The 14,044-nt window shown below is 69.0% G+C and carries 10 protein-coding genes; 9 read left to right on the forward strand and 1 reads right to left on the reverse strand.

Annotation, left to right across the window (positions count from 1 at the left end; translation table 11 throughout):
* Nucleotides 1-42: 42 nt before the first annotated feature.
* The 6 genes from hrpA to K7G19_RS19420 all read left to right on the forward strand — a co-directional run bounded on the left by hrpA (nucleotide 43) and on the right by K7G19_RS19420 (nucleotide 9,496).
* Nucleotides 43-4,317 (forward strand): ATP-dependent RNA helicase HrpA, encoded by a 4,275-nt coding sequence (hrpA, locus tag K7G19_RS19395; protein ID WP_226108666.1) that lies wholly within the window; start codon nucleotides 43-45, stop codon nucleotides 4,315-4,317.
* Nucleotides 4,318-4,574: 257 nt separating this feature from the next.
* Nucleotides 4,575-5,555 (forward strand): cytochrome D1 domain-containing protein, encoded by a 981-nt coding sequence (locus K7G19_RS19400; RefSeq protein ID WP_149319146.1) that lies wholly within the window; start codon nucleotides 4,575-4,577, stop codon nucleotides 5,553-5,555.
* Between the two features lie 88 nt (nucleotides 5,556-5,643).
* On the forward strand, nucleotides 5,644-6,465 hold the full coding sequence (locus K7G19_RS19405; protein ID WP_370639579.1) for a polysaccharide deacetylase family protein: 822 nt from the start codon (nucleotides 5,644-5,646) through the stop codon (nucleotides 6,463-6,465).
* Nucleotides 6,465-7,439, forward strand: coding sequence for a sterol desaturase family protein (locus K7G19_RS19410; RefSeq protein WP_150084106.1), 975 nt, complete (start codon nucleotides 6,465-6,467; stop codon nucleotides 7,437-7,439). The genes K7G19_RS19405 and K7G19_RS19410 overlap by 1 nt, the downstream gene beginning before the upstream one ends.
* A 346-nt stretch (nucleotides 7,440-7,785) precedes the next feature.
* Nucleotides 7,786-8,658, forward strand: coding sequence for an EI24 domain-containing protein (locus K7G19_RS19415; protein ID WP_226108668.1), 873 nt, complete (start codon nucleotides 7,786-7,788; stop codon nucleotides 8,656-8,658).
* A 13-nt stretch (nucleotides 8,659-8,671) separates the two neighbouring features.
* Nucleotides 8,672-9,496, forward strand: coding sequence for a molybdopterin-binding protein (locus tag K7G19_RS19420; protein WP_149319142.1), 825 nt, complete (start codon nucleotides 8,672-8,674; stop codon nucleotides 9,494-9,496).
* Nucleotides 9,497-9,604: 108 nt separating this feature from the next.
* Here the strand turns inward: K7G19_RS19420 and K7G19_RS19425 are convergent, their stop codons facing one another.
* The gene (locus K7G19_RS19425) at nucleotides 9,605-10,069 is read right to left on the reverse strand and encodes a rhodanese-like domain-containing protein (RefSeq protein ID WP_149319141.1); all 465 of its coding nucleotides are present in this window, start codon (nucleotides 10,067-10,069) and stop codon (nucleotides 9,605-9,607) included.
* Nucleotides 10,070-10,600: 531 nt separating this feature from the next.
* On the opposite strand from K7G19_RS19425, the gene K7G19_RS19430 reads away from it, so the two are divergent.
* The 3 genes from K7G19_RS19430 (at nucleotide 10,601) to glnL (ending at nucleotide 13,955) form a co-directional block, all read left to right on the forward strand.
* Complete coding sequence (locus tag K7G19_RS19430; RefSeq protein ID WP_149319140.1) at nucleotides 10,601-12,016, forward strand: 3-hydroxylaminophenol mutase; 1,416 nt, start codon at nucleotides 10,601-10,603, stop codon at nucleotides 12,014-12,016.
* A gap of 138 nt (nucleotides 12,017-12,154) precedes the next feature.
* Complete coding sequence (locus K7G19_RS19435) at nucleotides 12,155-12,793, forward strand: DUF4124 domain-containing protein (RefSeq protein WP_226108670.1); 639 nt, start codon at nucleotides 12,155-12,157, stop codon at nucleotides 12,791-12,793.
* A gap of 10 nt (nucleotides 12,794-12,803) precedes the next feature.
* Complete coding sequence (gene glnL, locus K7G19_RS19440; RefSeq protein WP_226108672.1) at nucleotides 12,804-13,955, forward strand: nitrogen regulation protein NR(II); 1,152 nt, start codon at nucleotides 12,804-12,806, stop codon at nucleotides 13,953-13,955.
* Nucleotides 13,956-14,044 lie beyond the last annotated feature (89 nt).

The raw sequence follows: 14,044 nt of genomic DNA on the forward strand, positions 1-14,044 counted from the left end.
TGGCGGTTCTGGCGTTCATGGCGCGGATTATAATCCCCGCCAATGTCCGAACAACGCCCCGTCCCACCCGCAGCCCCGCGCCGCAGGCCGTCCCGACCGCAGTCCGCACGCCAGTCCCAGGGTCCATCCCAGGACTCGTCCCAGGGCCCGACCGAAGACAAGTCCGAACGCCCGTCCGAACGCTCGTCCGAACGCCAGCCAGAGCGTCGCTCAGAAGGCCAGCCCGAACGTCGCCCCGACGGCCAGCCCGGACGTCGCTCCGACGGCCAGCCTCAACGTCGCCCCGAAGATCAGCCCGCACGTCGCCCCGAAGGCCAGCCTGCCGGTCAAGCCAGCCGCCGGTCGCCGCGCCGCACCGCGCCGGCCAATCCGCTGCCGCCGATCACCTTCCCCGAGGCGCTGCCCGTGTCGGCGCGGCGCGACGAGATCGCGCGCGCGATCGAGCAGCACCAGGTGGTGATCGTCTCGGGCGAGACCGGTTCGGGCAAGACCACCCAGCTGCCGAAGATCTGCCTGTCGATCGGCCGCGGACCGGCACGCGCCGATGCCGCCGAGACTGCAGATGCCGCAGAGGGCAACGACGCTACCGAGACCGCCGATGCCCCGGAGGGCGGACGTACCGCCGGCGGCAAGGACGGCCAGGCCAGGCGCCAGGGCGGCCTGATCGGCCACACCCAGCCGCGACGCATCGCCGCGACCTCGACCGCCAAGCGCATCGCGCAGGAGCTCGGTTCGCCGGTGGGCGAGCACGTCGGCTACCAGGTGCGCTTCAACGACACCATGTCGCCGGGCGCGTCGATCAAGCTGATGACCGACGGCATCCTGCTGGCCGAGACGCAGACCGATCCGCTGCTGCGCGCCTACGACACCATCATCATCGACGAGGCCCACGAACGCAGCCTCAACATCGATTTCCTGCTGGGCTACCTGAAGGAGATCCTGCCGCGCCGCCCGGACCTGAAGGTGATCATCACGTCGGCGACGATCGACGCGCAGCGTTTCGCCGAACATTTCGGCAGCGGCGGCAAGCCGGCGCCGGTGATCGAGGTCAGCGGGCGGCTGTATCCGGTCGAGATCCGCTATCGGCCGATCGCCGAGGACGGTGGCCGCGGCGACAAGGGGGCCGACAAGGGCGGCGACAAGGGGGCCGACAAGGGAACCGACAAGGGCAGCAGGTCGGGCGACGGTCCGTTCAAGTCCGCGCAGGCGCGCGAGCGCGACCTGTACGACGGCATCGTCGACGCCGTCGACGAGCTGAGCCGGCTCGGTCCCGGCGACGTGCTGGTGTTCCTGCCGGGAGAGCGCGAGATCCGCGAGGCCGCCGAGGCGCTGCGCAAGCACCATCCGCCCCACACCGAGATCCTGCCGCTGTTCGCGCGGCTGTCGGTGCAGGAGCAGGAGCGCGTGTTCAAGCCCTCCAACGCGCGCCGCATCGTGCTGGCCACCAACGTCGCCGAGACCTCGCTGACGGTGCCCGGCATCCGCTATGTGGTCGACACGGGCCTCGCGCGCGTCAAGCGCTATTCGTATCGCAACAAGGTCGAGCAGCTGCAGATCGAGCCGATCTCGCAGGCCGCCGCCAACCAGCGCGCCGGCCGCTGCGGCCGCGTCGCCGACGGTGTCTGCATCCGCCTCTACGACGAGGCCGATTTCGCCGCGCGCCCGCGCTTTACCGATCCCGAGATCCTGCGCTCGTCGCTGGCCGCGGTGATCCTGCGGATGAAGGCGCTGCGCCTCGGCGCGATCGAATCGTTTCCCTTCATCGAGCCGCCGCTGGGCCGCGCGATCGCCGACGGCTATCAGTTGCTGCAGGAGCTCGGCGCGGTCGACGAGGGCAATGCGCTGACCCCGCTGGGCCGCCAGCTCGCGCGCCTGCCGCTGGACCCGCGCGTGGCCCGCATGATCCTGGCCGCGCGCGACCAGCATTGCCTGCGCGAGATGCTGATCATCGCCAGCGCGCTGTCGGTGCAGGACCCGCGCGACCGGCCGCAGGAGGCACAGGAGGCCGCCGACCAGGCGCACCGCAAGTTCATGGACGAACGCTCCGAATTCCTCGGCTGGGTCAAGCTGTGGAAGTGGTTCGAGGACGCGGTCGCGCACAAGAAGAGCAACCGCCAGCTGCAGGACCAGTGCCGCGCCAACTTCCTGTCGCACCTGCGGCTGCGCGAATGGCGCGACGTCCATTCGCAGCTGCTGACCACGGTCGCGGAGCAGGGCTGGAAGCTCAACGACAGCGAGCCGACCTACGAGCAGGTCCACAAGGCGCTGCTGACCGGCCTGCTCGGCAATATCGGCCAGAAGCTGGACGAGGCCGACGGCCGCGGCCGCGAGTACCTGGGCGCGCGCGGCATCAAGTTCCATCTGTGGCCCGGCTCGCTGGTGGCGCGCAAGATGGGCCGCTGGCTGGTGGCCGCCGAACTGGTCGAGACCAGCCGGCTGTTCGCCCGCACGCTGGCGCGCATCGAGCCGGACTGGCTCGAGCAGGTCGGCCGCCATCTGCTCAAGGTCAGCTGGAGCGATCCGCACTGGGAAAAGAAGGCCGGCCAGGTGCTGGCGATGGAGCGCGCCACGCTGTACGGGCTGACGGTCTACCAGCACCGGCGCGTGCACTACGGCCCGATGAATCCGCGGGAGGCGCGCGAACTGTTCATCCGCCGCGCGCTGGTCGAGGGCGAGTTCGATACGCGGCTGCCGTTCTTCGCGCACAACCAGCGCCTGGTCCGGGAAATCGAGAACCTCGAGCACAAGGCGCGCCGGCAGGACGTGCTGGTCGACGACGAGCTGATCTACGCCTTCTACGACCGCCACATCCCGGCCGACATCCATCAGCAGACCAGCTTCGAGCAGTGGTACCAGGCCGAGAGCGCGCGCGACCGCAAGCTGCTGTACCTGAACCGCGAAGAGCTGATGCGGCACGAGGCGGCCGGCATCACCACCGACCTGTTCCCGAAGACGCTGAACGTCGCCGGCGTCGACATGGGCTTGAGCTACCACTTCGAGCCCGGCAGCCATCGCGACGGCGTCACGCTGACGGTGCCGCTGTACGCGCTGAACCAGATCCGGCCCGAACGCGCCGACTGGCTGGTGCCGGGCATGATCAAGGAGAAGGTGCACCTGCTGCTCAAGTCGCTGCCGCAGAAGCTGCGCCGCCATTGCGTGCCGCTGCCCGACTATGCCGCGGGCTTCGTCGAGCGCCGGCCGTTCGCCGAAGGCGAGCTGATCGACGTGCTGATCGCCGATATCCGGGAGCAGACCGGCACCATGATCCGGCGCGCGGACTTCAAGCTGGAGACGCTGCCGGCCCACCACTTCATGAACTTCAAGGTGGTCGACGAGCATGGCCGCCAGCTCGACATGGGCCGCAACCTGGCGCAGCTGCGCGCCGAACTCGGCGGGCAGGCGCAGCAGTCGTTCCAGAGCCTGGTCGCGCGCGAGGCGCCGGTCGCCGAGGCGGGGCAATACGAAGGGCTGACCGGCTGGACCTTCGGCGAGCTGCCCGAGCTGCTGGAGATCCGCAAGGGCAACCGCACGCTGTTCGGCTATCCGGCGCTGGTCGATCGCGACACCCACTGCGACGTCGAGGTGTTCGACGACCCGCAGGAGGCCGAGCGGCTGCACCACGCCGGGCTGCGGCGGCTGTTCGCGCTGCAGCTGCGCGAGCAGGTCAAGTTCGTGCAGAAGAACATCCCCGGCCTGTCGCAGATGGCGATGCAGTACATGACGCTGGGCACGCAGGACATGCTGCGCGACCAGATCGTGACGCTGGCGCTGGAGCGCGCCTGCATGCAGGCGCCGCTGCCGCGCAACGAGGCCGAGTTCGCCGCGCGCAAGGAGGAGGGCCGCGGGCGGCTCGGCCTGCTGTCGCAGGAGATCGCCCGGCTGGCCGGCACCATCCTGGCCGAATACGCGGCGCTGCCGCGCAAGCTGCTGCAGGCCAAGCCCTTCGCCGCCGCGCATGCCGACATGCAGGCCCAGCTGTCGCAGCTGATGGGCAAGCATTTCCTCAGCGAGACCCCCTACGACAGGCTGGTGCATTTCCCGCGCTATCTGAAGGGCATCGCGATGCGGATCGACAAGCTCAAGGGCGATCCGGCCCGGGATACCCAGCGGCAGCAGGAGATGGCGCCGCTGCTGCAGCAGTGGCAACGCGCGGACAAGCAGCGGCGGCAGGGCAGGGGCGGCGAGGACGCCCGGCTGGAGGAATTCCGCTGGATGCTGGAGGAGCTGCGCATCGCGCTGTTCGCCCAGGAATTGCGAACGCCGGTGCCGATGTCTGTCAAGCGTCTGCAGAAGGTGTGGGAGTCGATGCAACGGTAGGACGGCCTGCGCACGATTTTGGCGCGTCCGGTCATCGAAACGGTGGGGCTCGACGTTAGAATGCGTGGGCCTTGGCGGTCGCATGAGCGGCCGCCTGGACGGCCGGTCAGGCGGGCGCGCTTTGTAGCGGGATTCCCGGCCGGACCCCCGCCGTTCCACCCGTTCCGTTTCCTTGCTCGATTCCTGTTCGATTCCTTGTTCGAACCCTTCCGCCGACCGTCCAGAACGGTCCGCCAACCGTTCCGTTCGCCCTGCATATGCCCGCCTTTCGCCGTGTCGTCGCCGCCTGTTTCACCTGGGCCTGTCTTGGCGCGGCGGCGCTTCCAGCCCACGCCGAAGTGGTCGTGGTGCTCAATTCGGGTGATGCAACCGTAACCCTGATCGACCGCGACAGCCAGAAGGTGCTGGAGACCTTTCCGGTCGGCAAGGAGCCCCACCACCTGATCGCCACGCCCGACGACCGCTCGCTGATCGTCGCCAACGCGGTCGGCAACGACCTGGTCTTCCTCGATCCGGTCAGCGGGCGGGTCCAGCAGCGCGTGCCGGACATCGACGACCCGTATCACATCGGCTTCTCGCCGGACCAGAAATGGTTCGTGGTCACCGGCAACCGGCTCGACCGCGTCGACCTGTACCGCTGGGACGGGCGCGCGCTGAAGGCGGCCAGGCAGCTGCCGCTGGGCCGCACCCCCAGCCATATCGCCTTCACCGCCGACAGCCGCATCGCCTTCGTGACGCTGCAGGACTCGAACGAGGTGGCGGCGATCGACCTGCCGACGCAGACGCTGCTGTGGCGCATGGAGGCCGGCTCGGCGCCGGCCGGCATCTGGCTGACGCCGGACCAGCGCTATCTGCTGGTCGGCATGACCGGCGCCGACTATGTCGCCGTGATCGACTGGCGCACCCGCGCGGTGGTCAAGCAGATCCAGACCGGCAAGGGCGCGCACAACTTCCGCGCGCTCGGCGACAAGCGCCATCTGCTGCTGACCAACCGGGTCTCGGGGACCATCAGCATCCTGGACCAGCAGACGCTGACCAAGGTCGGCGACATCACCGGCCTGCCGCCGGGGCCGGACGACATGGAGCTGGCCGCCGACGGCAAGACGCTGTGGGTGACCTTCCGCTGGGCGCGTTCGGTCGGCGTGATCGACGTGCCGAGCCGCAAGCTGGTCAAGACCATCCGCGTCGGCCGCTCGCCGCACGGCATCTATTTCCGCACGCGGGCGCCGCTGTATTGACGAGGGCGGCATGAGGCTCGGTAACGCGCATTCCCCGGCAACCCTGGCGGTTTGCCCGTCTCTGCCGCCGCTGGGAGAGGGAAGATCGGTGGGCACAGGCCAGCGGCTGGCGCGAGTGCTGCTGGCCGCGCTGACCGCGCTGGCTTGCGCCGCCTCGCCACCCGCCCATGCCGCCCCCGACGACTGCCGCGCCGGCACCCTGTACCTGACCTTCGACACCGGCAGCATGAGCCAGGCGCAGCTGATCGCCGACGTGCTGCGCCGCCAGCGCGTGCGCGCGACCTTCTTCCTCGCCAACGAGCCGACTGTGCGCGGCGACCATTCGCTTGACGCGGGCTGGGCGCCGTACTGGAAGGCGCTGGCCGCCGACGGCCATGCGTTCGGCTCGCATACCTTCGATCACGTGTACCTGCGCAGCACGCGCGGCGGCAAGGTCGTGATGCGGCCGCAGTTCGGCCCCAGGGCCGGCCAGGACATCGCGATGGACCAGCCCGCCTTCTGCGCCGAGCTGGACCGCAGCGCCGCGGCGCTGCGGCGGCTGGCCGGCGTCGGCATGGAGCCGCTGTGGCGTGCGCCGGGCGGCCGCACCGCGCCGCAGACGCTGGCCTGGGCGCGCCAATGCGGCTATCGCCATGTCGGCTGGGCGCAGGCGGGCTTTCTCGGCGACGAACTCGACTCCGACCGCTATCCGAACACGGCGCTGCTGAACCGGGCGCTGCGCGACCTGCGCGACGGCGATATCGCGATGGCGCATCTGGGCATCTGGTCGCGCCGCGATCCGTGGGCGCCGGCCGTGCTGGAGCCGCTGATCGAGGGGCTGCGCCGCAAGGGCTTCTGCTTCGCCACGCTGCGCGAGCATCCGGACTACCGCCCGGACAGGCCGGCCGGCGCCAGGGGAGGGCCCAACTGATGCTGCAGACATTGGACGCCTGGCTCGGCGATCTCGAGGGCGCGCTGTTCCAGCACGTGGTGCTGCCGGTGGTCTACGCGCTCGGCCTCGGCGGCTATGCCGAGGACGCCTTCACCGGCACCGAATGGCTGGTGGTCGGGTTGCTTCAGCTCACGGTGATGGTGGCGCTGCTGTGGCCGCTGGAGCGGCTGCGTCCGGTCGAGCCGGTCACCGATCGCGCCGCGATCCGCACCGACATGCTCTACACGATGATCCACCGGCTCGGCCTGTTCCGGCTGGTGCTGTTCTTCACGCTCGATCCGGTGGTCGACGCGATCGAAGGACGCCTGCACCTGGCCGGCTGGCAGCGGATCAATGTCGAGGACTGGTGGCCGGGGGTCACCAGCGAGCCGCTGGTCAGCTTCCTGGTCTATCTGCTGCTGTTCGATCTGCTCGGCTACTGGTATCACCGCCTGTCGCATACCGTGCGCTGGTGGTGGTGCCTGCATGCGGTCCATCACAGCCAGCGCCAGATGACGCTGTGGAGCGACAACCGCAACCACCTGCTCGACGATCTGCTGCGCAGCCTGGTGTTCGCGGTGACCGCGCTGGCGATTGGCGTCGAGCCGTCGCAGTTCCTGCTGCTGGTGGCGCTGTCGCAGCTGATGCAGAGCCTGCAGCATGCCAATGTGCGGCTGCATTTCGGCCGCATCGGCGAACGCCTGCTGGTGTCGCCGCGCTTTCATCGCACGCATCATGCGATCGGCATCGGGCACGAGGCGCACGGACAGCCGGCGCGGCTGGGCGGCTGCAACTACGGCGTGCTGTTCCCCTGGTGGGACATGCTGTTCGGCACGGCCCGCTTCGTCGACGACTACCAGCCCACCGGCATCCGCGACCAGTTGCCGCCGCCGGCCGGACGCGGGCGCGACTACGGCGCCGGCCTGCTGCAGCAGCAGTGGTACGGCATCAAGCGCTGGTTCCGGCGGGCCTAGGCGGTGGCCGCGGCCGTCTCCCCGCGGAGATCGCCGCCACGGAGATCGCCGCCACGGAGTTCGCCGCCACGGAGTTCGCCGCCACGGAATTCGCCGCCATGGAATTCGCCGGCGCGGAGGTTGCTGCACGGACGTCGTCTGCGCGGACGATGCCGCTCCGACACGATGCGTTGCCGGCACGTGTGCTAGTCTGTCCCACCTGAATCGGCCCCGATGGCGAGCCGTTGCCGCGCCGCCGCGCGCGGCGCGCGCCGCCCGACGTGGACAGCTGACCGGGGCGTCCGATCTGATCGACCGACCCGGTCGGCGGACCCGCAGCCGCTCCGTCTCCACCTTCGCATTACGCATGAACGACCTCGTCCGCTCCTTCGTCCGCGCGCTGATCAGCCAGCTGCATCCACGCATGCTGGCGCTGACCGTGATTCCCTTCGTGCTGGCCACCGTGTTATGGGGCGGCCTGCTGTATTTCACCTGGGATCCGGTGATGACCGCCGCGCGCGGCTTCCTCGAAACCTCGATCTTCACCAGCTGGATCTACGGCGCGCTCGACTGGTTCGGCGTGTCGTCGCTGCGCGCGGTGGTGGCGCCGCTGTTCGTGGTCGCGCTGACGATTCCGCTGGCGGTGGCCTCGCTGCTGCTGTTCATCGGCCTGTGGTCGGTGCCCGCGGCGGTGCGTTTCCTCGAGCGCAGCTATCCGGAACTGGCCAAGAGCAAGGGCGGCAGCGTGCTGGGCAGCGTCTGGCATTCGCTGTCGAGCACCGGCGTGTTCCTGCTGCTGGTGCTGATCTCGCTGCCGCTGTGGCTGGTGCCGCCGTTCTTCGCGCTGGTCCCGCCGCTGCTGTGGGGCTGGCTGACCTATCGCGTGATGACCTACGACGCGCTGGCCGACCATGCCAGCGCCGACGAGCGCAAGGCCATCATGCGGCGCCACCGGATGCCGCTGCTGATCATCGGCGTGGTGGTCGGCCTGCTGGGCTCGGCGCCGACGCTGCTGTGGGTGTCCTCGGCGGCGATCATCTTCCTGTTTCCGTTCGTGCTGGCCGGCGCGCTGTGGCTCTACGCGCTGATCTTCATCTTCTCGGCGCTGTGGTTCGGCCACTACTGCCTGCACGCGCTCGGGCAGCTGCGCGCCGAGCGGCAATCGGTGGCGCCGCCGCCGGCCGGGCCGGACGTCATTGAACTGGCGCCGTCTGACGTGCGCCGCATCGAATCATCCTGAAAAGAGGGGCATCATGGGTTTCGGCCTGATCGTGATCGGCGACGAGATTCTGTCGGGACGACGCGAGGACAAGCACATGCGGCGCGCGATCGCGCTGCTGGCCGAGCGCGGACTGGCGCTGCAATGGGCCGAGTATGTCGGCGACGAGCGCGAGCGCATCACCGCGACGCTGCGCCGCACGCTGGCGGGCCCGGACGTGGTGTTCTGCACCGGCGGCATCGGCGCCACGCCGGACGACCATACGCGCCAGTGCGCGGCGGCGGCGCTGGGCGTGCCGCTGGAGCTGCATCCCGAGGCGAGGGAGCTGATCGCGCAGCGCATCGCCGAGACGGCGGGCGGCGATCCGGTCAAGGCCGATCTGTCGCTGCCGGAGAACCAGCATCGCTTCAAGATGGGCGAGTTTCCGCGCGGCGCCCGCATCATCCCCAACAGCTACAACCGGATCCCGGGCTTCTCGATCGGCGACCACCATTTCATGCCGGGCTTCCCGGTGATGGCGTGGCCGATGATGGAGTGGGTGCTGGACAACCAGTATTCGCACCTGTTCCACCAGGTGCAGCACGTCGAGCGCGCCTTCCTGGTGTTCGAGGCGCCGGAGTCGACGCTGACGCCGCTGATGGAGCAGGTCGAGACCGCCTTCCCGGGCGTGCGTGTGTTCAGCCTGCCGTCGGTCGGCGACGCCCAGCGCGGCGAGCTGTACGCGCGGCGGCATATCGACCTGGGCGTCAAGGGTGCCCCAGCCCTGGTGGAGGCCGCCTACGCGATGCTGCGCGACGGCGTGCGGGCGATGGGATTCGAGGTGGTGGAGAACGTGGGAGCGGGCGTCAGCGCGGGGTGAGATGGCATTGCGCCACTGCGCTGCAAGATGCGGTGGGTTTGCTCCCCTCTCCCGCGTGCGGGAGAGGGAGGGACTCACTGGCCAAGAGTCTGCGCCTTCAGTGCGACCTCAGGCCCCGTGCCACGGCAGCCCGCGCACGCACCAGCCCTCGACCGTCTTGCGGTGGTGGTGCTCGTCGCGCGGGCCTTCGAAGCCTTCCAGCACATCGATCGCGTAACGGTAGCCGGCCTCGGTGGCGACGCGGGCGGCGTGCTTGGAGCGCGCCGCGCTGCGGCACAGGAACAGCACCGGCGCGTCCTGCGGCACCTTCGCCTTCAGTTCCTCGACGAAGCGCGGATTCTGCGCGCCGCCGGGATAGCCCGACCATTCCACATGCAGCGACTGGCGCTCCGGCACGTCCGGGCCGCCGACCCAGTCCAGCTCGGCCTGGGTGCGCACGTCGACCAGCACCGCGTTTGGGTCGGCCATCAGCAGATCGTAGGCTTGCTGCGGCGTCAGCGCGCCGTAGTAGGGCAGTTGGTCCTGTTGTTGCCGCGCGTTGGCGGCCTGCAGAAGCGCGTCTCGGGTGGTCATTGCAAGGGACGGTTTGGATCGATGGAAGACGTGACGCCGATCGCGGCCACGCCTGCTGCAAAGACCGTTATTCTACTCCGCCGGGCGCGGGGGCCGCGGTGCAACCGCAGTGGCAGGCCGGCGAGCCGGCTCGAAAACCGGCGCCGGCGCCAGCATGGTGCCGAGTGCACCATGTCGGTGCATTCGAACGCGGCGATGCACCGGGTTGGGGTTTGCGGCCGGTGCCGATGCCGCCGGCACCCGCGCCTTCGAGCCGCCGTCGCGGCGCCTCCGGCATCCGTCGGAGCCTTGCGCCAACGCGGTGCAACGGCGCCTTTCCGCGCCGATGCACAGATTGCGGGAACGGGCGGGCTGCTGCGCGGCGCCGGCGTCACCGTCGCGCCAAATCCGTGCGGACGTTGGCATGCTTTCTGCTAACATGCTTCGTCCTTTTGATGGCCGGTCGCCGCCGGCAGGCGGCAGCGATGCGCCCCCGGCGGCCGGCACGTGAATGGCTCCAACTGAACTCAGCCGAATTACCAGGAGATAGGCATGGCGCAGAGCGTTGCAGATGTGATGAAGCTGGTGAAGGAAAACGACGTCAAGTTCGTCGACTTCCGTTTCACCGACACCAAGGGCAAGGAGCAGCACGTGTCCGTGCCGACCTCGCACTTCGGTGACGACAAGTTCGAGAGCGGCCATGCTTTCGACGGCTCGTCCATCGCCGGCTGGAAGGGTATCGAGGCATCGGACATGCTGCTGATGCCGGATCCGAACACCGCCCATATCGACCCGTTCTACGAAGAGCCGACGCTGGTGCTGACCTGCGACGTGGTCGAGCCGTCCGACGGCAAGGGCTACGACCGCGACCCGCGTTCGATCGCCAAGCGCGCCGAAGCCTATCTGAAGAGCACCGGCCTGGGGGACACCGCCTACTTCGGTCCCGAGCCCGAGTTCTTCATCTTCGACGGCGTGACCTGGAACATCGACATGCAGGGCTGCTTCGTCAAGATCCATTCGGAAGAAGCGCCGTGGTCGTCGGGCCGCGAGTTCGAGCACGGCAACAGCGGTCACCGTCCGGGCAAGAAGGGCGGCTACTTCCCGGTCGCCCCGATCGACACCTTCCAGGACATGCGTTCGGAAATGTGTCTGATCCTCGAATCGCTGGGCATCCCCGTCGAAGTCCACCACCACGAAGTGGCCGGCCAGGGCCAGAACGAGATCGGCACCAAGTTCAGCACGCTGGTGCAGCGCGCCGACTGGACGCAGCTGCAGAAGTACGTGATCCAGAACGTCGCCCACACCTACGGCAAGACCGCGACCTTCATGCCGAAGCCGGTGGTCGGCGACAACGGCTCGGGCATGCACGTGCACCAGTCGATCTGGAAGGACGGCCAGAACCTGTTCGCGGGTAACGGCTACGCCGGCCTGTCGGAGTTCGCGCTGTACTACATCGGCGGCATCATCAAGCACGCCCGTGCGCTGAACGCGATCACCAACCCGGGTACCAACTCGTACAAGCGTCTGGTGCCGGGCTTCGAAGCCCCGGTCAAGCTGGCCTACTCGGCCCGCAACCGCTCGGCCTCGATCCGCATCCCGTACGTGGCGAACCCGAAGGGCCGCCGCATCGAGACCCGCTTCCCGGATCCGCTGATGAACCCGTACCTGGGCTTCGCCGCGCTGATGATGGCCGGCCTGGACGGCGTGCAGAACAAGATCCACCCGGGCGAGGCCGCGGACAAGAACCTGTACGACCTGCCGCCGGAAGAGGATGCCAAGATCCCGACCGTGTGCTCGAGCCTGGATCAGGCCCTCGAGTACCTGGACAAGGACCGCGAGTTCCTGACCCGTGGCGGCGTGTTCAGCAACACGATGATCGACGCCTACATCGAACTGAAGATGGAGGAAGTGACCCGCTTCCGCATGACCACCCATCCGCTCGAGTTCGAGATGTACTACTCGCTGTAAGCAGGCGCTGTCAGCACCCGCTGCAAGTACACCGTGCTTGTTGCACCAGGAAGGGGCGGCCTCGGCTGTCCCTTTTTGTTTGGCTCGCTAGAATTGGGCTTCCTCCGACCTCGATCCCTGCCGATGCGACGCCCGCCCATGACCGCGACCCTGTCTTCGTCCCGCCCGCCGCACCGCGCCGGTGCCGAACCGGTGCCGCCACCCCGGACCGGTGCATCGGCCGCCCTGTTGCTGGGCATCGCGGCGGGTGTGGCGGCGGCGTTCGGCGCGCTGGGCGCGGCGCCCGCAGCGGCACAGTCCTCGGCGCAGTCCGCGTCGAACGGCTCGGAGATCTACGTCTGCAGCGGCCCGAAGGGCGTGCCCGAATACCGCAACGGCAATGGCGGCAAGGGCTGCAAGCGGCTGGACCTGCCCGACGTGCTGACCGTGCCGGTGACCCGGCAGGCGGCGCGGGGCGTTGGCGGCGGTGGCGGCGGCGGTGTCAATCCGGCGCCGATCGATGGCGCCACCGCGGCGAACTTCCCGCGCATCGACGCGGCCACGCAGCGCCGCCGCGACGGCGAACGCCGCGCCGTGCTGGAAGAGGAGCTGCGCAGCGAGCAGGCCAAGCTGGCCGCGCTGCGCGCGCAATTCAACGAGGGCCAGCCGGAGCGGCAGGGCGACGAACGCAACTACCAGCGCTATCTGGACCGCACCGCCTCGCTGCGCGAGGACATCGCCCGCAGCGAGGCCAATGCGGCCGCGCTGCGGCGCGAGCTGGCCAACCTGAAGGATTGAGGATCGATCGATGCGCCGCCTGATTCGCAGCGTTTCACGCAAGGTCGGCGGCGCCGACCGCGCGCCGGCCGACGAGGACAGCGCGTCCCCGACGTCGCCGGCGCTGGCAGCGCTCGCCGCGGGGCTCGACATGATGCCGAACCCCGTGCTGCTGGTCGCGCAGCCCGGCATGCGCATCGTCTACGCCAACCCGGCCGCCGAGGCCAGCTTCGGCCTCTCGCGCAAGTCGATGCTGGAGCTGTCGCTGTCGGCGCTGTTCGGCCGCGCCGACGAGCTCGACGCGATGATCGATTCGGTGCTGGCGCGCCAGGTCGATGCGCGGCGCCAGGACGTGGTCCTGCAACCGCCGCTGCGCGAGCCGATGCACGCGCATGTGGTGATCGGCGGCATCGACGCGAGCCCCGGCACCGCGCTGGTCGAGGTACTGCCCAACGAGCAGAAGGTCCGCAGCGAAAGGGAGGAACGCATCCTCGACCTGACCTCGGCCAACAAGGAGCTGATCCGCAATCTGGCCCACGAGATCAAGAATCCGCTGGGCGGCATCCGCGGCGCGGCGCAGCTGCTCGAATTCGAATTGCCCGAACGCAGCCTGCGCGAATACACCCAGGTCATCATCAAGGAATCGGATCGCCTGCAGACGCTGGTCGACCGCCTGCTCGAGCCGCACCGGCATCCGCATATCGTGCGCGAGCTCAATATCCACGAGGTGCTCGAGCGCGTGCGCTCGGTGGTGCTGGCCGAATTCCCCAACGGCCTCGAGATCGTGCGCGACTACGACGCGAGCCTGCCCGAGCTGTCCGGCGATATCGAGCAGCTGATCCAGGCGGTGCTCAACATCGTCCATAACGCGGCGCAGGCGCTGGCCGAGCGCATCGCGCGCGGCGATGCGCAGATCGTGCTGCGCACGCGGGTCGCGCGGCAGGTCACGATCGCCAAGCGGCTGTACAAGCTGGCATTGGACTTGCATGTGATCGACAACGGTCCGGGCATTCCCGAGGATATTCGCGAACGCATCTTCTACCCGCTGGTATCGGGCAGGGATGGCGGCAGTGGGCTCGGTCTGACACTGGCGCAGACCTTCGTGCAGCAGCACGAGGGTCTGATCGAATGCGAGAGCCGGCCCGGCTGTACCGATTTCCGCATCCTGCTGCCGCTGCGCTGAACGACCCGGGACGGCCCCGGACGGGCTTGAGGGCTTGAGGGCTTGAGGGCTTGCGGCCTTACGGCCCATGGCCCCACGCCGGGTGGACA

This window comes from Cupriavidus sp. DB3, assembly GCF_020418465.1.
Taxonomy (GTDB): Bacteria; Pseudomonadota; Gammaproteobacteria; order Burkholderiales; family Burkholderiaceae; genus Cupriavidus; species Cupriavidus cauae.